This is a genomic window from Paraburkholderia dioscoreae (assembly GCF_902459535.1).
Taxonomy (GTDB): Bacteria; Pseudomonadota; Gammaproteobacteria; order Burkholderiales; family Burkholderiaceae; genus Paraburkholderia; species Paraburkholderia dioscoreae.
The window spans coordinates 147,729-167,599 of record NZ_LR699555.1 but is presented as its reverse complement, the minus strand read 5'-3'; the positions used below and the strand labels follow the sequence as shown (position 1 = coordinate 167,599).

Annotated in this window: 8 protein-coding genes; 2 read left to right on the top strand and 6 right to left on the bottom strand. The window is 60.9% G+C overall.

From position 1 onward, the window contains the following. Nucleotides 1-265 precede the first annotated feature (265 nt). The 6 genes from PDMSB3_RS36665 to PDMSB3_RS36640 form a co-directional block, all read right to left on the bottom strand. On the bottom strand, nucleotides 266-2,236 hold the full coding sequence (locus tag PDMSB3_RS36665; RefSeq protein WP_165190048.1) for a DUF2326 domain-containing protein: 1,971 nt from the start codon (nucleotides 2,234-2,236) through the stop codon (nucleotides 266-268). After that, entirely contained in the window at nucleotides 2,220-6,536 is a 4,317-nt protein-coding gene (locus PDMSB3_RS36660) for an Eco57I restriction-modification methylase domain-containing protein (protein ID WP_165190046.1), read from the bottom strand. The genes PDMSB3_RS36665 and PDMSB3_RS36660 overlap by 17 nt, the downstream gene beginning before the upstream one ends. Next, nucleotides 6,533-9,388, bottom strand: coding sequence for a helicase-related protein (locus tag PDMSB3_RS36655; protein WP_165190044.1), 2,856 nt, complete (start codon nucleotides 9,386-9,388; stop codon nucleotides 6,533-6,535). Before PDMSB3_RS36655 ends, PDMSB3_RS36660 begins: the two co-directional genes overlap by 4 nt. Beyond that, nucleotides 9,385-14,547, bottom strand: a complete 5,163-nt coding sequence (locus PDMSB3_RS36650; RefSeq protein ID WP_165190042.1) for a DEAD/DEAH box helicase — start codon at nucleotides 14,545-14,547, stop codon at nucleotides 9,385-9,387. Before PDMSB3_RS36650 ends, PDMSB3_RS36655 begins: the two co-directional genes overlap by 4 nt. A 36-nt stretch (nucleotides 14,548-14,583) precedes the next feature. After that, on the bottom strand, nucleotides 14,584-14,979 hold the full coding sequence (locus tag PDMSB3_RS36645) for a hypothetical protein (RefSeq protein ID WP_165190032.1): 396 nt from the start codon (nucleotides 14,977-14,979) through the stop codon (nucleotides 14,584-14,586). 758 nt (nucleotides 14,980-15,737) lie between these two features. Beyond that, a complete protein-coding gene (locus PDMSB3_RS36640; protein ID WP_165190030.1) occupies nucleotides 15,738-16,544 on the bottom strand; it encodes a hypothetical protein in 807 nt (268 codons plus the stop codon). 428 nt (nucleotides 16,545-16,972) lie between these two features. Between PDMSB3_RS36640 and PDMSB3_RS36635 the strand changes: the two genes are divergently transcribed. Next, a complete protein-coding gene (locus PDMSB3_RS36635; RefSeq protein ID WP_165190028.1) occupies nucleotides 16,973-17,740 on the top strand; it encodes a hypothetical protein in 768 nt (255 codons plus the stop codon). Next, nucleotides 17,737-19,656 carry a phage integrase family protein gene (locus tag PDMSB3_RS36630; RefSeq protein ID WP_165190026.1) on the top strand — a complete coding sequence of 640 codons (1,920 nt, stop codon included), beginning with the start codon at nucleotides 17,737-17,739 and terminating at the stop codon, nucleotides 19,654-19,656. Before PDMSB3_RS36635 ends, PDMSB3_RS36630 begins: the two co-directional genes overlap by 4 nt. The last annotated feature ends 215 nt before the right edge of the window (nucleotides 19,657-19,871 follow it).

Here is a 19,871-nt window from a genome sequence, read left to right as displayed (position 1 = left end):
GGACGCTATTAGCCGTTTTGAAGGGCTTCAACAGTAACCATTCAGCGAATTCAGCGTGTCGCGGCTCGCGAGTTCGCGACTTCAGCTTTGGTTTATCCGATCTGGCTGGGAACAAATGCCGTCGCGTCTTTGGCAATGATCCTGTCCACAATGCTGAATACGGCGCCTTCAAGCACCACACCCTCCGTCGCGGCCCTGCCCAGGGTACCCCAATGTCCGCGGCAAGCGGCCGGATCGGTCCGGCCGGGAGACGCCTATCCACGGGCTACAAATCCCGGCGCAGCAAGCGCTCCTGCGCCGGCGATCCGCGCAGGCTTTCACGCAACCAGGGCTTCACTTGAACGTCATCGGGCGGCCGCGTCGTTGTTGTCACGATGTACTGAAACAAGGGTGGCTCAGGCGCCTCCAATCCTTTGGCCAGCGCGAACAACCGATGGTAGACGCTCAAACCCAGATCGGCTTCTCTCGGGCTATCGTGCAACAGAAAGGCAGGGAGTCGAGTGCCACCTTCAACGCTCATACACATGACGGCCAGATCGAATGCGATTACCTTGAGCGAATCAATCGCCGCGGTCGAGCGCTCGCCTCCCAACTCCACGACCAGCTTCAACCCATTGCCATCGAGAGAGACCTTGCCCTGCGCCATGGGACCGACAATTTCGCGAATCACCCCATCGAAGAAACGTGACAGTCGGTCAAACACCTCGCGCTGCGCGGCCCGGAACGTGCCCGTCAGCTCTCGCTTCTCTTCCACCTCGACCGCATGAGAGGCGGCTTTTGCCTCTTCGAGTTCCAGCTCGCTCAACATTTGGTCGAGCCGCTTCACGTCGTCAATGACTCGGCGCGCCTTGAACCAAGCACCAGATCTGGCATCGTGAATGTGTTCCGCCGCCCGGACTCGGGCACGCAGTGCGTCCCGCGCGATGCGCGCCGGTGCCAACGCCTGCAAAGTTGATGCGACACTCTCGCTTATTTCCCTGCGGCGCCTCTCTTCAGCGGCGATCTCGTCGATATTGCACTGACGCCGATGGCGAATTGCCTGGAGATCAGGCAGTTTGTGGGACATCCCGCAGCCCTCGGACAACGCACGGTCAATCGGGACTTCGCAAACAGGGCAGATGGGCGTCGCCGACTTGGCGACTTGCGCCGAGATGCCCGGCATTTCTCCCTTCATCCGCCGGACCAACATATCGATCTCGGGAAGTTGAGCTTGCCCTACCGCGAGGTGTTGTTCGAGAGCAGAGACGAGTTGGCGTTGTTCGTCATACTCGGCTCGAAGCGCTTCAAGGTCACCGGTGTCCCAAGTCGGACCCACTCTTGCCAGCCGCGCCACGTTCTGCGTAGCAGCCTTGCGCAACACCTCGATCGAAAGCCGTCCCTCTGGAAGATCGTCTAGGTCCAGCCCCACGACAGTCGCGACGTTAGCGCGGAGCCGGTCGGTCTCCCACTTTCGGCGCGCGACATCTTGGCTGCAAACCTTGTGACGTTCCTCGAGCGCAGATATCTCGGACCGCAGTTGCAGCTCCTCGGCAACGATGGCGCCGACAAAGCCACGCATAGCATCTAAATGCTTTGCTGCCGACAGCGAGCGTGTCGGCGACCCCGAATCTGAATCTGCGGATCGCCACTCCAACACACGATCGAAACGGCACTCCTGATCGCGCGTGAGCCATGCTAGTGCAACTCGCCAGGCGTCGAGCCGATGCTCGCCTGGAATCAGCGCCGCGATGCCTGGGGTCACGATCTGCCGTTCGATGACTTCGAGCAATGGCTCGATCCCGGTCGGAGGTATGTTCCCCTCCAACAGTTGCTCTGGCAACGCGTCGGGAACAGCGTAGTGAGGCCGGCCCGCACCGAGCGGCCTCAGCACACCCCACAATGCACCGTCTACCAGCACTTCGGCCGACACCCACCCCTCTGGAAGGGCCGCAGCGATTCGCAATCGCTGCTCGTCTGAGGCATAGCGGTCCTCACCCAGACAGAACCGGAGTAGGCGGCAGAACAGCGTCTTGCCACTGCCGTGACCCAGATAGCCGGTGTCGCCGCCATTCGATTGGTCACCGGGATCTGGTGACCAGATGATATTGAGACCCGGCCGTAGCTCGATATCCCGGAGGCGCGTGTCCGAATCACTCCAGATTGTGAGCCGGCGTACCCATAGCCGAGGCTGGACACGGCCCGACTCCGGCTGAACCGTCAGCGCAGCATGGCCAAACAGGTCAGGCTGCCTTGGCATCAACAGCCTCCCGAAGCTCCGCTGGCAGTGACAGAAGCATGGTGTCGGCACCACGGGCTCGGAGCATGTGGACAGCCACCCCTGCACGACCATCGGGCCACCCAGCCGTCTCGAACTCGGCCAACCCCACCCCAGGCCCCCAGGTTCTGGCGACAGCGTCCTCGATCAGTGCAGCGCTCCCCCGCAGTTGGATGACGGCGCGGCCCCAGGCTCCGTCGGCCTGCGGCCCGAGCTGCGCTACACCCGCTGGCAACACTTGGGCCTCGGCTCCCACCAAGCGCAACCACTGTTGCCCTTCCTCGGCAGTGAGCAATGGCATCATCAGACGAGGCTCCATGCACATGAGCGCAATCATGCGCACTTCGCGCATCGGTGTTGGCCTTCCCAGTGTCTTGAGAACAGCAACCAGGCTGGCTAGTTCGTCATTTGATCGATCGGTGCCATACCGACTCCAGGCGCCGTCCGGAAGCGCCGCCATCTCGACGCTGGAAGTCGCAAATGGCGCAGCTTCGATCGGCGCGTGCACCACGAAATCAGTGTCGAACAGTGGCAAACTCGAATCCGCTGGCGGCTTGCCGACGCGCGGCTTCCGCTTGACCGGTGCGGACACTATGCGCCGCTCGGCCTCTAGCTTCGCTCGGTCGTGGTTCAGTGCGAGCAGCCGCTTGAGCACTTCCTTCCGTGCGGATGGGGTGATGGTGTAACGGACACGATCGTTTTCAGGGAGGGTCTCAACTTCGACGAAATCGTGATCGAGGGCGAGGTTGGTCCAGCCGTACGCGTCGCGCACGGCGGTATCGAGCTGCACACGCAGGCGGCGTAGTTCCAATAGCCCGTCGACGCCCGCTCGGGCCGTGGCCTCGGGCTTCTTGCTGACTTTCGTCACCATCGCCGGGTTCAGGTCGCGGGCGTGAAAGAGGTTGTAGATGTCCGTGAGACCGAGTGAGAGTTCACGCATCAGCGCGCGGCGGTGTTCGTGATAGCGCTCGCCGATCACGGCCAGCTCGGGCTGGGCGGCCTGCCAAAGGTCACCGGGGACGGCGAAAGTTTCGAAGCAGTCCGACGGCGAATAGCGCAGCCGTGTCTCTAACGCTCCGCTGTACTTGCGGGCCCAGACCTCGTGCAGGGTGGATTGCACGACTGCGTAGAGGTCCCATCGGTCAGTGGTGAAAACGTAGGTGGCATTTGTGAAAACGTAGTTTGTGGGCAGCGCCGAGAAATTAAAATGTTTCGTCGTCCTGGCAGCTACGAAACATCTCTGGAGAGGGCGAACCTTTCGATAGATCTCCATGGCGGGCCGCTTCCATAGCCACCATTTTTCGCGAACCGGCTTCTCCGGGCTCAGGTCACGCTCGGGCTTTACCAGCTCTCTAACACGCTGCATCGCCAACTCATAGGCCTGAGCTCGCTCCAGCGGCCAGTCCTCGAAGAAGATTGCACTGCGCGACGGCACCTGGGTAGGTTGATTGTTGAGCTCATCCCCATTGATTGCTGGGAAAAGCACCGCTTGCATCTTCCTGTCAGCGGTCACCCACTGTTCTGCCAACCCGCTATCTAGAAGAAACCCATCACCCAGGAAGTAAGAGCCAGACGCCATAGTGTCTGCGTTCGACTTCAGCGGTATTGGCCCTCCTCCGTCGTTGGTGTCTTCGAGGAACGCGCTTATGAATGGAACTTCCGCCCCGTCAAGGATTCTCTTCCCGGGCCAATCGCCCTTATATAGAGCGAGCATGGAGATCACAAGATTTGCCCTGCCAGGCCATTTGATTCCTCGCACGGCGAAGTTGATCTGCCCACCAGTCGCAAGCACCTGCTCCAACCCATCCTTGCGGACGTCACCGTCCTTGATCGAGTTCGTCGTCAGAAACGCGGCAAAACCTCCAGGCCGCAACAGACTGTAGATGCGACGGACGAAGTACACGACCAGGTCGCTCAAACCAGTCGGTGCAAATTGCCATTTCACATAGTGACAGAACGGATGACCGTAACTTCCGCTAAGGTCCTGTCCTCCCAAGTACGGTGGATTCCCAAGAATGCAGTCAAAGCCTCCCCGTGACATTACGTCTGGAAACTCCAGGAACCAGTGAAAGAAGCGCTTGCGCTCAGCCACCGAGCACGCCAGCGTAACCCCCTGTCCATGTGGCGGGCGCTCACCCTTCCAGTAACGACGAAACTCCTCCTCAGTGACGTGCTGCCCAGGCTGGTTGACCTCCTTGGGGATGTAGAATTGCGCGATCGGGATCGCGGCCATTTGCGCTATCAGCAGCGCGTCAGCTGACTGTGTCAGACCCAGAAAGCGCGTCTTCTTGGCCTCGATCTGTTCTAGCGTCAGCTCGGGCAAGGCGTCCAGCGCCTCCCAGCCCTTGAGCACCTCACCGAGTTGGCGCTCGATCTCGGGCGAGAACGTCAGCGACGCCTGCCCCTTGCGCTCGGCCTTATTGCGTTTGCGCAACGCGGCGGCGATCTCCTTGTCGTCGTCCGGCATCGTGGCGAAGGCTTCGTCGGGCACACCGCGCTCGACCTCCTCGCGACGCGCATAGCCGACAATGGCATTGCCGCATTTGATTCTGTGGTCCAGGAAGTTCAGCGGCTCGCCCGGGTTATGTGCCTCCAGCCACAGCGCCACCCTGCACAGCTCCACCGCCAGCGGGTTCAGGTCCACGCCGTAAATGCAGTGGCAAATCACGTCACGGATACTGGCGCGGAATGCGCTGGGCGACGGCTGGTCTTCTCCCGTGCGCACGACGGCCAACTCGGTCGCAATGCGCCGCGCCGCTGCCAGCAGGATGTGACCGGACCCGCAGCTTACGTCAACCACCCGCAGTTCGAGAAGGGCCTGGACCGGGTCCTTCTCCTTGAGCTTCTCTGCGATCAAGTGGTCGAGCGAATGCTTGATTAGCGGCTGCACCAATTCGTCAGGTGTGTAGTGCGAACCGGTGTTGGCACGGTCGTCCCCCAGTTTGAACAGGAACTGAGTTCTCGGTCCGTCGTGGATGAAGGCCGGCTCGTACTCGAGCAGCCCTTCATAGACTGACCCGAATTCCTCCACGTTGAGCGCTCCGTAGTTGACGCGGATGAGCTGGCCGTTGCCCGGGTGGGCGTAGAGGTTGAGCGCTCGCAAGGCGGTAAGAACTACGTCGTTGCCCAGCGTGCAGCGAGCCAGCGGACCAAGGGCTTGGGCACCAAACAGATCTCCGGCCAGCGGTGCGACGCCTATCTTGACGCCGGGACCGTCGGCTTCGAACAGGCAGAAGGTTGCGAGTAGCGCCGGCCAGAGGTCAGTGTGGCGGCGGTCGGCCAAGTGGCGCTTCTCACTCAGCCGACGCAGGCGCATCACGCTGTAGAACTGATCGTACAAACGACGGTGCTTGGCGTTGGCGCTAGCCGGGAAGATCAGGTCACGTTCCTCGGTCACCATCAGGAACAGCAAACGGTAGATCAATCGCAGCAGATGTTTGTAGAAGTCTCGCTCGCCCAGCCGGGCGCTCGCGATGTCCTGTCGCAGGCTCTCATTGTCACGATGTTGCAGGAAGCCGTTGCCCAGGCCCAATATGGCCTGTTCTACCGCCTTGCTCAAGCCCTCGCGGATGCGCGAGCCGGCGTCGAGCGAGTCCTGGTGGTAGCGCTCGATCCAGCTCTGCGCCGCCTCGTCGCGGCCGGCCGGCAGGCGCGAGGCGTGCAGCAGCCGATAGAGCAAAGCGAAGTCAGCAAACAGACCATCCGTGAAGATGCGGTCGAGATCAAACTCCAGGTAGGTGAGTTTGATCAGGCGCGAGCTGTCGCGCAGCAGGCGGAGCAGGCGGCCGTTGGTCACCAGACCGTAGAGCTCGTCGGAAAGGTTCAGGTACTCCTGCACCATCGCGTGGGCCGACATGCGCAAAGCACCGCTGCGCTGCTCGGCCTTCCGGTCCAGGCCGGCGGGGTCGCGGTAGCCACTGATATGCACCACCGTCTGGCCGCGGTTAGCCACGCGGTGCGACAGCGGATAGCTCTTTCCGTTGACCTCACTGCTCCTGGCTTGGTATTCGAGCTGATAGCCCAGCAGGCCGAGCAAGGGCAGCACCCACTGCTGGCGAGTCTCTGTTGTGGCGAGGCTGTCTTCACGCAGAGACTCCAACTTGCGCTGGAATATGCGCCAGTAGTCTTGCGCGTCGGCCCAGGCGCGGGCGATCTCGTCTTTGACCTTGTTGGTGCCGTCGAGGCCGAAATCTGCAGGACGTTGACCCGCCAGATCGTCGAGGCGATCGAGGACGTCGGGCGAGAGGATTGCACCTTCGATGCGGATGCTGGGGTAGATCATTGTGGCCCCTCCGGCAGCAACACATATACGCCGAGTAAATCCATCGGCAGCACTGGGTACACCACCTGAAAGCGCTGCTTTTCCATGAGGGAGCTGAAGCGCTCGTGCGCGTCTACGAGGCGCCTCGATTGTTGCTCGGCTACTTGCTCGAACGCGTCGCCAAGCTGAGCAAGCAGCATGAGCTCGTTGTCCAGAAAGCCGGCACGGGCTTGAGGCGAAAGGTCGGACGACGCGGCAGCTTCGGCGATCAACGTCTTGGCCGCCGCGTGATCCAGGTATTCGCGCTGCTCCTGCGGCGTGCCACGCCAGCCCCATAGCAGCATCTCTTCCGCCACAATCTGTTGGTGGCTCTTCGTCTGCTCGATAACGTTGCGACAGCGGAACAGCAGCAAGGTGGTCTTGGTTTGTACAGTGCGCGTACGGATCACGGCAGCTCGCGCTGCGCGCTTGTCTTGACGGTTAACCGTGTTGGCCATCACCGCTTGGCAAAGCTGCTCGACGAAACGGTGGTTGCGACCGATGTAATGGAAGCCCTCGGGCGTGGGAGATACGAAGCTGACGAACAGGGTTTCGCCGGCAGGGAGCAGTTCGCGCAATTGCGCCGGCATGTTCGCTGTAACGACCCGGTAGCCTTTGCCTTGCGGCACCATTTGTACGCCCAGCAAGTTGTTGAGTACGCTCGTCACGAAAGACTCCACGGCCTTGGGGTCGCCGATCGCTTCGTCAACCTCGCGAAGATCGGCCTCGATCTCGTGCGCCTTGATGGCGTGCTGGGCGAAGATGCTACGCGAGGCCTTCTCGCGGGCGGCGGCTTCGTCCAGCTTGTGGGTGACGGCGGCCTTGGCCGTGGCGGCCTCCTCGAAGTCGTTGAAGTCAAACAGCACGCCCTGCGCGTTTTGCAGGGTGCGGATCGCCCGCTTGGGGTTAAGCAACAGCGCCTGGGTGATGGTGTCGATGATGCTTTGCGAGTCCTCCGGAAAAGGCACGTTGATACCGGTGGCACGCTTGATTTCCTTCACTTTGCGCAGCAGGACGTCCAGCACGACGCCATCAATCGGGTTGTCGGCGCCATAGAGCATGCACGCCTTGACGATGGATGCCTGTTGGCCAAAACGATCAACACGCCCCTCTCGCTGTTCAAGTCGATTTGGATTCCACGGCAAGTCATAATGCAGGACGGCTGTGAACTGCTCCTGCAGATTGATCCCCTCGCTGAGACAGTCTGTGGCGATCAGGACCCGCAGTTTTGAGCGCCCCATTTCTTCGATGCGCTGCCTGCGCAGGTCGTCGGGGAGCTCGCTGGTGATGACCTGGATATCGAGCTCCGGGTATTTCGTGCGCAACGCGGGGGCCAGCCATTCTCCCACGTACTGGGCGGTGGCGATGTAGCGGCAAAAGACCACCGGACAAAATCCCTCCCGCAACCAATCGGTGATCTGACGTTCGGTGATGGCGAGCTTCTGGTCGTGCGTATTGCCCGAAAGCTCGCCAAGGCGCACGGCAAAGTCGCGCAGCTGCCGGCGCTGGTGCTCCGACCAGTCCGCCCGCTCGATGACCTGCGTCGGTGCGTTATCCCCCTCGTGGCCAAACTCGGTGTCACCGACGGGGTTCAGGATGTCTTCCTGTTCCCCCTTGGCGTCATCGGCTATCGCGGCCTTGGCGAGACCCGACATACGCGTGTTGAGCATCTCAACGCCCGCGGCAGGGCTGGACATCACGCCGCGAAGCAGTGCGAGTGCGGTCCAGTACTGCACTCGCTGCTCGCGCTTGCCCTCGACAGGGGCGATGAGCTTGCGCGAGAAGTCGATGAGCTCATTGAACAGCGCCGCGTATCCACGCGCCAGCGGATAGTTCAGCTCGAACGCGTCACGCTGCGGGAATGGCGTGTCCTCGCCCAGCCACTTTTCGACGTCGCCGCGCTTGCGCTGAACAAAGTGCTTGGCCAACTCTCGCCGCTGCACCTGGCTGCTGGACGGGAGATCCATGGTTTCAAATTCGGGCCGGATGAGCCCCAGCAATGACTGGAATTCCTCCGGCTTGCCGCTGTGCGGGGTGGCGGTGAGCAGGATGAGTTGCTGATTCGGCTTGCGCGCAATTCGGCTGACCAAGTGATAGCGCTGCTGCTGGCTGGCCGATGCGCCAGCCGGGCGAGCGCAGGTGTGTGCCTCATCGACAATGACCAGCTCCGGACATTGCTCGATGAAGACATCGCGCCGCGCATCGGACTTGATGAAGTCGATACTAATGACCTGGTAGGGATAGTAGTCATAGACACTGGTGTCACCGTGGATCTGGCGATCGAGTCGGGCCTGGGTGCTGGAGCGGATGATCACGGCCTCGAGGTCTAGCTTGGCGCGGATCTCGGCCTGCCACTGCTCGCAAAGGTGAGGTAGACAGATCACCGCAAAGCGCCTGATCTTGCGGCGTTCGATCAGTTCGCGGACGATCAGAAGGGATTCGATCGTCTTGCCGACACCCACGTCGTCCGCAATCAACAGTCGGGTGGGCTCCTCGCGCAGGGCCATGACGAGCGGAACCATCTGGTACGACCGCGGCCGAAACGACAATTTGGCCAGGCACCTGAACGGGCCGGCGCCATTTCGAAATGCTAGGCGGGCGGCGTCATACAGAACCCGGGCGGTGGAGAAGTCACCAAGATCTTCGGCGGTTGGCGGTGCGAAGCGGGCGTCAGATGGCTGGTCACCACCTAGCGGAAGGTAGAGGCCGGTGATCTCGTCATCCGAGCCACCCAAGGGTCTGAGGATGAGCAGGTCTTCCTCATCAGAAGGCAGCACTACCCAATCGCGCCCGCGCAGCGACACCAGCTTTCCGGGTTGGAGTGAGACGCTCATCGGACCTTCCTGAAAATGTCGGGCCGAGCCGCCACTTTGGCGGCAAGGTCGTCCTTGTAGTGGTAGACCCAGACCTCGTCCCCTTTGGACAGGATGGCCTGCCGCTTGGCGGCATCGTCGGCCTGAACAGTGGGGTCGTCGTGAGGGGTGCCATCGCAAAAAATCCAGACGCGCGGCTCGTAGTGGAAGTCAGGTTGCACATAGATACCATCGACCCGCTTCTGCGCCGCATCGGGCAGGCGCAGGCCATGGCTATACAAATGCTCGATGAATTTGCGCTCGGTCGACGAGCTCGGATCCAAGTGCTTCAGCATGCTCTGATAGTGCTCTTCGTAGCTGCCGTATCCTGAATTGGCCTGAATCTCGAGGGTGCAGGCAGCGAGCTTGGACAGGGCATCCTTAATGAGGTGGCGGTCGATGATCTGATGATCGCGCTGGTTGTAATAACTCAGCAGATCGTCATAGGACGCCGGACCCAGGTACTTGGGGTCGTCAAAACGGCATAGGTCTCTAGCGAGGCTAACTACGGTCTGGAAGGCACTCACGTCTTCAACGAAACGTGAAAGTATGCCGAGGCTGCCTTCGGCAGCCTCATAGAGCAGGATATTCGGCGCCTTGGGTTCGCCGATGGCAATAACACCGATCTCGCTTGACTCGACTTGAAAGACCTGTTCAATGGCCCGTTTGAGCGCGTACTGAAGCGTAATCACACCATCCGACTCCAGGCCAAGAGGCTGAATCGGAACGATGTAAAGAGCGTCCGCCAGGTTAGATGTCCAGAGCTTGACACGTCGAAACTCTTCCCGACTTTGTGCCTCATCTTCGGGCATTGAGCTGCGCCACTCGCCTGTAGTCAGGCCAATCGGAAACCCATCTGCCTGCTGAGCGCGCCATTTTTCGTTGACATGCACGAGACGCGCCGCAGGAACGTAGATGAGGTTCAGCAACGGTTCACCATTAGCCTTGATCGCTGCCCGCTTGACGCGGTCTGTGTTGCCACCGTCGATGCTAAAGTAGGTTTGAATTGCGAAACCACGGGAGGTGCGCTCCTCTTCCTCGCACGAAATTCGGTCCACCTCCTCGGCGCGCGACTCGGCCATCTCCATAAGGTGATGGAGATGGATTTTGTTAGCGTTGTCTGACAGGCTCACGCCCGAGAATGGACAATGTTCGAGTTGCAGTTGCTCGCCCGTCAGGAAATAGCCTGCCTTCGTGCTGACCTTCGCTTCGATGAGCACCGAGTCCGCGTCCTGCACAACCAGTTGTGAAACGCGGTACTTTCGGCCGCGGTGATAGATGATGTTGAGCGGGCCAAATTCTCTCAGTGCAATAGACCGCGGACGCGAGATGAATTCACCGGACGTGTCCGTAGTAGGAAGGAATACACGGATCGGCAGGCGCGTGAAGTTGTAGCCCGGCAGAAAACCCTCGGAAGCCAGGTATCGGTACGGGTAGAACTCAGAAAGCTCCGAGGAGCCGCCGCCCTGGTTGCGCAGGAGATCCAACTGGCGAGTGGCCTGATCCTGGCTGCGCTTGTACTTTCGGTACTCGTCGCTGCTGAGACCAAGCGTGCCGCTCTGGATCTTTTGGGTCGCTCTGTCCAGCGTCGTTCGCGCGGAGCGGTAAAGCGCCCGCCAACGGTCAATAGACTTGTCCAGATGCGCAGCAAGGCCGGTCAGTGTTTGTTCGATCCAAGTGTCGTTAAACCAATGGCCGGCCCGCGCTTCCAGATCGGCAGAGATGTCCTTAATGGCGCGCTGAAACGTCGCACGCAGGCGATCACGAGTGGCGGGACCAAGCTCCAGGCCGGCATACATCGAAGGGAGCAGCGGCAATTCGCGCCGCTCTTCGTCGATAAAGCGGGTGACCGAGGGGCGATTGCCAGCATGGTTTTCGAGCCCTGGAAGACCTACCTCAGAAATTGCCAAGGCATTGAGGTGCGTCTGAAGCAGTTCGCGATTTGCGAGGTCAAGCCGCGGCGGCTGAACAGCGCCAGCCACCAGATCCTGCTGATGCTGGAAATAGTGACGATCATGCGGTGAGTAAGTCGAACAGTACGTGAAGATCAGCGCCCCCTGCCCTCCGCGGCCAGCGCGCCCGGCACGTTGAGCGTAGTTGGCAGGGTTCGGTGGCGCATTACGAAGGTGGACGACGCTCAGACCACCAATATCGATCCCAAGCTCCATCGTTGGCGAGCAGTACAACGCGCTGATCGATTGGCTCCGAATGCGTGAATCGTCCAGCAGCTTCTGGTTTTGATCCAGATACCAGTCGGCTCGGAACCGATCTTCCCGGTCGCGGCGCTCGTCGACGCCGAGCTGACCTGTATGGTCTTCAGCGCGAAGCCGCTTTGCGCGAGCGAAGTTACGCTGATAAAGGTCCTGGAAGAACAGATTCGGCTGTGGCGCCTGGCCCTTATAGCTGCGCCGCTTGATGAGATCAGCCTTGACCGTCTTCAAATCGCCGACCCGCCAGATGAGCTTTTCGATCCGCAAGCGGTATAGCGGCACATTTTCGTTCGTCTCTCCCTTGGCAGCCTGCGAAACAAGGTAGTCCGCACCTTCCAGTTTCTGCATCAGAAGCCGGATGAAGTCCCTGTAGTGATCGCCGCGGAGATCGACGTCAATGCTCTGTTGTTTGATGAACAGCTTGATAAATTTACCTAGGCCGCTGGCGGGGCCCATGCTCTTGGATGACACCTTTGCACCGCGATGCAACGTCTCCAGACGCATGTAGAACGGGTCACGGATGTTTTCGTTCGGGTCGAGTGTCCACGGCGCTCGAAGCCGCTCGCGAAACAGCTTCTCGTTCTCGCGGATCTTGGCTTGCGTCAGATAGTTTTCACTGTGGACTGCATATTCGAGGCGGAAGAAGTCGAGGATCGTCGCTATGAATGCCGCTCGATCCTCCTGTGAAAGTGCGTCCAGCACGGGTACCTTGTCCCAGTACTTGTCGTTGTCGGCAACCTCGGGAAGGTCTGCGTACCCGATGCTGAGTAGCGCGCATTGCTCAAGATTCGGGAGCACGATTCGCCAACTCCGGCGCAAATCTGCCAATGCGCGGTACAACAGATACGTCTGAAAGGCCTCCTCATAGCTTCGCCGGACGTGAGCGAGCTCTGGCTCCTCTTTTTTATTGGCGTACTCAACGAACGGGAGTCCGAGCGCGTCGAAGACCGCTAACCCCAAACGCTCGAAGGTGAGGCCGCTTTCTCCGGCTCGCGACAAAGCCTGGTAAATACCAGCTCGCAGACGAATCACTTCGACGAAGTCGTTGAAGTGACCCGCTTGCAGTGCGGCGTCCTGCCGGTTGTCAGTGAAACTGATCAGCTTCTGATCGCGGACGGCATACCCAGCATCGCTGAGCCTGTTGAGAATCGAGAACGTCGTTATCGTGGTAGACGTGCTGCGCCCCTCGCTGCCCAGCTTGGTGAGCTTCGTGCCTTCGTTCGTTTTGGTGTCGTAGAACACACCAGCGGTGGGATCGAATAGCAGTGGGGCCCTCATGAACCATCCCCACCACCGAAGCGGCTCTGTTTCCGAGCAGCGACCTGTTTCATCGAAGCCCAATCGAACGGGAAACTGCGCGCGTTTGCGCGTATCGGGTGCAGTTTTGTTCCGGTTCAGCCAGGAGTCTGGCAAGAAGGCCAGGTCATCGTGTTCGTCCCAGACGTCGTCGCCGACGATCAAGTATCCATCACTTGCCCCCTCGTCGTCCTCCGACGATTCTCGGAACTCCCTTGGTTCAAGCCGATCGCCAACCCGCGTGACACAGATGAAGGCATGCCCACTGATACGGCTAAAGACGTTCGGATAGATCGGCTTCTTTTCCTTCTCGTCGACCTTGTAGACACCCGGCTCCAACGTGATGAAGCGATGCTCGTCCTGATCAAGTGTTGTGTAGACCGAACCCGTCTGAGAAATGAACTGATGCAACTTGAACGGAAGCACCGTGTAGCGCTGTCCATCGGCTTGCAGTCTCTCGTTGACGTTGCTGATCCACTGCAGGAGCGAGCTCACCGCCGATGCCGCTTCCGGCCGTGACACGCCCGCGTCGCGTACCAGCTCGTCGACAACTTCCGAAATTCGCCTCGGCTGACCTCGAACCAAATCGGCACCAACCTCAGCCAGCGCTACTCTGTTCTCTAGCCAGACGGCCAACGGGTGACTTTTCAATGAGGCAAGCGGTGCGTCAACATCTAGCGACCGGGCGATGGCTTGAGCAAGCTGCTTGCTGTCCGGTACGTCTCCACTTGGGGCAAGTGATCGTGCAAGCGACTCACCGATGATTTGTGAAGGTTCGAACGGGCGGCCAAAAAGCTGGGTAGCGACCGCGGCAATGCGACTCTTCTGGCTCGAGACGCTGCCGCCTGATGCCATCGTTGCCGAGGTGCCAATGCACACGGCGCGACGTTCACATTGCGCCTGAATTCGGCGAATGAGCATCGCGACATCCGCACCTTGCCGGCCGCGATAGGTGTGGAGTTCATCGAAGACCAGAAATCGCAGGTTGGCGTAGATGCCGTCCCGGATTGGCCTCTCGGCAGTGCGGGTCAGCAGCAGCTCCAGCATCATGTAGTTTGTGAGCAGAACCTGTGGCGGGTGATCACGCATCGCGCTGCGCGTGTTCTCGTTTTCCTGGCCGGTATATTGACCAAACGAAATCGGGAACGGCCTGCCAGTACTCTTTATATAGTTTTGCTCGTAACGCTTGAATTCCTCGAATTGCGAATTGATGAGCGCATTCATCGGGTAGACGACAACAGCGCACACCCCGTTTTCGCTTGGCCGCTCTAGAAGATCGTGGAATATCGATCCGATGTAGGTCAGCGATTTGCCAGATCCAGTTCCAGAGGTAACGATGAAGTCCTTACCCTTGCTACCGAGTTCAATGGCATCGAGCTGATGCTTGTACAAAGAGTAGTCCTTGAAGATGTCGGACAAGGCAGGATGGAATGCACCCTTTGCCGCTTGCTCTGCAACACTGCCGACCATCTGAAAGGCGGGATTGAACTGGAGCAGCGGCTCTGGCCACAATCGTCCGTCCGAAAGCTTCGATTCGACTTCAGCGAGGATCTTCGGATCCTCAATGTTCAGGAAGCTACGGATGTAGCTCGCATAGTCGGAAATGATTTGCCCATGTGTCTCAAGAACGTGCATGCGGTACCCCTGGTTTATTCGCGTGTAGAGCGCTCATCATTTCCGAAGACTTTCCATTCGATCGTCAAATCGTAGTTCGTGGCGAACATCAGCCAACCCGACGAAGGAGTTGATCGATGAGCACCGCCTGGACCGCTCGGTCCAGTATTGGCACTGCACCAGCGCCGCTTCGATGGTCTTGCCGAGGCGTCGGCCAGGACGCCCCCTGCTGCAGCGGATTTCCAGCGGATTGGGAGGTTCGAACAGATCGGCCTCGATCCGATTCGGGGACAGATCAAGGCTGGTATTGGCCAATGATTGCGACAGGCGATCAATGCCACCTGCGCTGCGCCGGCGGATGAGCTCGTCGGCGCAGTACTTGGAGTCGTAGTCGATGGCGGTCCATTTGAGGCGCTTTCGCCGAAATTCTTCGCGCAGGTTCCGTCCAATCATTACTTCCGTTCCGCTCCACTCTATTTGTCTGATTCTAGGTGTCGAACCTAAAGATGCTGCGATTCTAGCGAAACATCGTTGCCACCCTGGCTCGAAATTGCGCGAACAAACGATGCCAATTCACGGATTTGTCCGCAGGATGACCAAATGGGGTGAACGCAGAATTCGGACGAAAGTGTACGTTAGCCGCATCGCACAATGAACAAAGTCAATGGTTTGGCGTCCGGTGAAAACGCTCGGCTGGATTACTGAGCGCAGGGTTTGTGCGCTTTCCCGGACCGCTGCCCGCGCGCGGCGAGTGGTCGGCACTTAGCTGACCAACGGCGCAGAGGCTCAGGTTCTCCTTGCCAGCGCCCCGAAATCCGTTCCGCAACTTGCGAACAATTCCGTTACGGCCGGGGTTTGCAGATAGGTCTCCAGGTCCGTGCATATCCTTGTCCCACAAGGACTGACCAGTCAGGTGCGCAGGCGCCGAACACGCGAACAATGCCAGAACCGACTCTAGTCTGACGCATTTGTCACGTTGATCTGACGTGCCGCTGAAGTACAGCCAGCGCGACGTACGAAAAGGCACCGCTGGCGCGCGTACCGTGCAACGCATGGCAAGACCTGGCCCGCGATCACGCGTTTACGGCGTGCCTAGAAACATTCATGGCGGATTGGGTCGCGGCCTCGCTGGAGTCGCGCGCATGACCGCCTGGCGATCGGCCATTTTCACTGCTGAAAATCCCCCCAGCGGTGCTGCGCCTCCCACCACCCTACTTCGGCAGGATGATCTTCGGTCCGTCGTCCGGCTTCGTGTCCTCGGGCTTCTTCTCGCGCCGCTTCCACCACCAGCCGCCAGCCGGCACGAGCAAGGCGGTCCAGAGCCACTGCCAGTTGTCTTTGGCGAAATGCTCGACGCGCTGAGGGCCGGTGATGGTCACGGCGATGGTTCCGTCGAACACGTCGATCAGGCGGGGCGTGTCCTCGCCGTCAATCTTTACCTCGGCTTCCAGTTCAACGTGGACGCGGTATTGACCCGCTTTGCGGGGCTTGACCGACCAGACCCAGATGGACGGGGTCGTTCGGCTGACCAACTGCGAAGCCGGTGACAGGGGGGTGATCGTCAGCCCCTCTGGGTCGCCAAACAGACTTGCCTTCATCCGGTTGGCGATCTGCACCTCATGCACCTGAACCTCGCCGGGAGCGGTGATCGACTTGACCAGTTCCGCAGGCGACTGCCTTGGACCGACGCGCAACTCGACTTTGGCAGCGGCGGCGTCGATGTTCATAGGCGGAGGCGTGTTGAACGCCATCGGGGCTTTCGGCAGCGCCGCCAGTACCTCATCCACTGCAGCAAACAAATGCATTTGGTCTAGCTGCCTAATGTCGGGGTGCTCAGCCGGAGATCCTATTTGGGCATCGAGTTTGTCGACCGAGCCTGAGATCGGAGCGTCGGCCGGCGGGACACCGGACTGAGGGCTTCTAGTCCAGAGAACTGCCAATAGCAGGCATCCGCAAACCGCGATGGCAGTGACGATCACCGCGATTTTCCAGCCCCCACGCAAACTTCGCTTTTTCATGGGCGCTCCCCACTGGCCGCTTTCTGTTCTTTCAGCTTAGGCGCGCGTGAACGCGCCCGTCCGCCATTTTCACCAGTGGAAATAGGCACGGACGGCGAAGCGTGCCTTTCGAGAAACCGCACCGTTGATAACGGAAGTAATCACGGGTGCTGTTTCGCGATCGTGCAACCAGACTTTTCTTCGTCGTCGGAGCGACCGCGGCCCGCAAATGCGCGCCGGTCGCTGCCATGCGCCGGCGCACCGGCGGGCCGTCCGAAAAAACGTTTCTTGCTCCCATCCGAAAACAATCACATCTGATAACTGGAGTTAGCGGGAGTGCTGTTTTTTGTTGGCAGATTTCGCGCGCTCCGTTACCCTTCGTTGAAATGCCCGTCCCGCAAGGGGTTGCGGGCAACCCCATCAACCCGTCTCCGGCTCGAGCGCCCCTGATGCCACCGCCAACCATCGACCCGACCGACCCCAAAGCCCTGATGCAGGAGCTGTTCAGTGACGAGCGCTGGCCGAAGGACAGGTTCGCCGAGCACTTGGGCCAGCCGCTGCTCGACCTATGCGAGGCGCTGGCCACCTGCTTCCGCCTGATGGGTCCGCTCAACGAAGCGGCCACCCGTGTGGAGACGAAGCGCAATTTGCTCGTCGGGGCTTTCGTGTTTGGCGTGCTCGATGACCTCGTGATCTCAACCAAGCTGCTGCTAACCGGCAAGCTGCCTGCCGCGGGCAACCTGATGCGGCAGGTCGTCGAGGGCATCGCCATGTCCATCCTGTGCTCAACCGACGAGCTGCTGATCATCGACACCAAGTCAAAGCAGCCGCCGGTCATGGCGCGCTACTGGGAGAAGGTCTGGGACGAAGACGAGCGGACGCAGGGATATCGGGCGGTCGGCCAGCTGGGACTGAACGCCGTCAAGCTGGGCGTGACCGCCGACGCGGTCGCACAGCTGCGCCGCGCGAAGAAGCACTACAACGCGTTCAGCCACTGCGGCACCACGACGATCACCCACCGGGTCGAACTCCATGGAGCCAGGGTTTTCCATCTCGGGGGGCACTTCGACGAGGCCAAGCTCAAGCTCTATCGTGAGGAGCTGGACAGCCGTATCCGCCTGTGCCAAGTGCTGCCAGCGTTGATGGAGCGCCTGACTGCGACCCTGACACCGCCGGCCGCACCGGTCGCACCGGCACAGCGGGCGGATTCCGCATGACGCCGGTCAGGCCGGCTGTGCGCCGGCTCACGCGGCAGCACTTCGCGCTGTACCGCGGCTACCTTGAGGGCGCGACGATCGAGGGTCTGCACACCGCCTATGGTGAGCCGGGCACCGACGTGCGCGTGACACGCCGGCTGATCGCCACGCTGCGCGACACGCTGGCCGTCGCCGCGCGACGCGCGCGCGATATCGAGGCGGCGCACCTGCTGCGCCTGAAACCGGGCAGCATCCCGCTCGCCGAGCTGCACGGCACCGACGACGTACCGACGCTTGACGTGTACCGCGATCGCGTTGACCCGGACCACGTCTACAGCGAAGCCGAGCTGCTCGACCTGTACCTGGCCGACTACCCGCCGGAAGCCACCCCGCGCATGGACCGGCGGATTGCCCGCAATGCCCGGTTGCGGCAGCGCCAGGCCACGGCGCTCGCCCGCATGGAAAAGGCGCTGGTTCAGGATCCGCGTCCGGACCACCCGCTCGACGGCTGGTTCGAGCCGGTCGTCGCCGGCAGGCTGCGGGCTGCCGGCCTCTCAACGCTGGCCGATCTGCTGGCCCTGATTGGCCGACGCCGTAACCGCTGGCACATGGAGGTGCCGAAACTCGGTCCGAAGGGCGCGCAGCGCATCCTGGACTGGCTGTCGCTACACGCCAGCTCTCTCGGTCAGGTGCTCTCGCCGCTGGCCACCACGCCCCGCCGGCAGCTGCACGCCGGTCACCCCGCGCTCTCCCGACCGCCGATCGCGGGCACGGTGCCGGACGTCGTGCCGATGGAAGCCCTGCGCGTATCGGCCGAACTCGACGGCTCCCGCGGCCTGAACCGCGCACCCGTTCCCGCGCACCAGGCCGAGCTGGCTACGGATCTCGCTGCGATCGCCGCGTGGGTGAACGTGCGCGGCGCCCGCAGCCCGGATACGGCCCGGGCTTACCGGCGCGAGGCCGAACGCCTGCTGCTGTGGGCGGTCGTGGAAAAACGCAAACCGCTGTCGTCACTCAATACGCTGGATTGCAGCGAGTACATCGAGGTTTTCCTGAAGGATCCGCAGCCAGCGGAGCGCTGGGTTGGCAATCGTCGCGTCGAGCGTTTCGAGCCGGCCTGGCGGCCGTTCACCGGAAAAGCCCTGAGCGATCGCAGCCGCGAGATCGCGCGCAAGGTCCTGCGCTCGATGTGCAGCTGGCTGGTCGGAGAGCGGTATCTGGCCAGCAACCCGTTCCACGGCCTGCCGAAGTCGGACGACATTGACGAAATCGATGCAACCGGGCGTACGCTCACGCACGCCCAATGGAAGTACGTGCTGCAGACGACAACGCGCGTGACGTACACGCGGGAGGAGCAACGCGACCACTTCATCCTACTGTTTGCCTATGCGACCGGCCTGCGTCGCGCGGAACTGGCCAGGGCAACCACTGGAGATCTGTCCCGGACCGCGCTGGACGGCGCGCTGGCCGATGCGTGGGAGCTGAAAGTCCACGGTAAGGGGCGCCGCAAGCGGCACGTGCCGATGCCGGTCAGGCTGATGGCGGAACTGGAACGTACGCTGCAGGCCCGGCGCGAGCCGCCCCTCGGCAAGTGCCCGAAAGAGACCCCGCTGATTGCGCATCTGCAGACCGGCCAGCCTCTGACTCCTGACGCGGTTGCGCGGCTGTTCAAGCGGATTTTCAAGCGCGCGGCCGACCAGCTCGAGGCCACCTACCCCGGCTCGGCCGACGACCTGAAAAAGGCCAGTACGCACTGGCTGCGCCATACGCACGTGAACCACACGCTCGACAGCGGAGCGGATGTACGAGACGTCCAGGTGAACCTCGGCCACGCCAGCCTTGGCACGACCACGATCTATACAAAAGGGGACAGCGCGCGACGTTACAAGGCGGTCAACGCCTTCTTCGATGGCGCGCTTGCGGAAGCGGACAAGTAGTTTTTCGCATGCGAAAGCGCCGGTGCCAACTCGGGGGACCAGCGCTTTTCCTCACGTAAATTCTCACGAAAACTCGCCAACCCCAGCATTTAAAGGGGTCCCAGGCGGTCCATCCCCGTAAAAGTTAACTTGCGTTTACCCAAGGCGACAGCTACGCTTCGGGGAAATTCTATCGGCTGGCTATATTTTCGGCCAAACGATAGAACACAACCACC

What these genes read in the sequence shown, in the direction of transcription:
- PDMSB3_RS36640 (WP_165190030.1), bottom strand. Translation starts at nt 16,544, where the DNA reads ATGAAAAAGCGAAGTTTGCGTGGGGGCTGGAAAATCGCGGTGATCGTC.
- PDMSB3_RS36645 (WP_165190032.1), bottom strand. Translation starts at nt 14,979, where the DNA reads ATGATTGGACGGAACCTGCGCGAAGAATTTCGGCGAAAGCGCCTCAAA.
- PDMSB3_RS36665 (WP_165190048.1), bottom strand. Translation starts at nt 2,236, where the DNA reads ATGCCAAGGCAGCCTGACCTGTTTGGCCATGCTGCGCTGACGGTTCAG.
- PDMSB3_RS36660 (WP_165190046.1), bottom strand. Translation starts at nt 6,536, where the DNA reads ATGATCTACCCCAGCATCCGCATCGAAGGTGCAATCCTCTCGCCCGAC.
- PDMSB3_RS36630 (WP_165190026.1), top strand. Translation starts at nt 17,737, where the DNA reads ATGACGCCGGTCAGGCCGGCTGTGCGCCGGCTCACGCGGCAGCACTTC.
- PDMSB3_RS36650 (WP_165190042.1), bottom strand. Translation starts at nt 14,547, where the DNA reads ATGCACGTTCTTGAGACACATGGGCAAATCATTTCCGACTATGCGAGC.
- PDMSB3_RS36655 (WP_165190044.1), bottom strand. Translation starts at nt 9,388, where the DNA reads ATGAGCGTCTCACTCCAACCCGGAAAGCTGGTGTCGCTGCGCGGGCGC.
- PDMSB3_RS36635 (WP_165190028.1), top strand. Translation starts at nt 16,973, where the DNA reads ATGCCACCGCCAACCATCGACCCGACCGACCCCAAAGCCCTGATGCAG.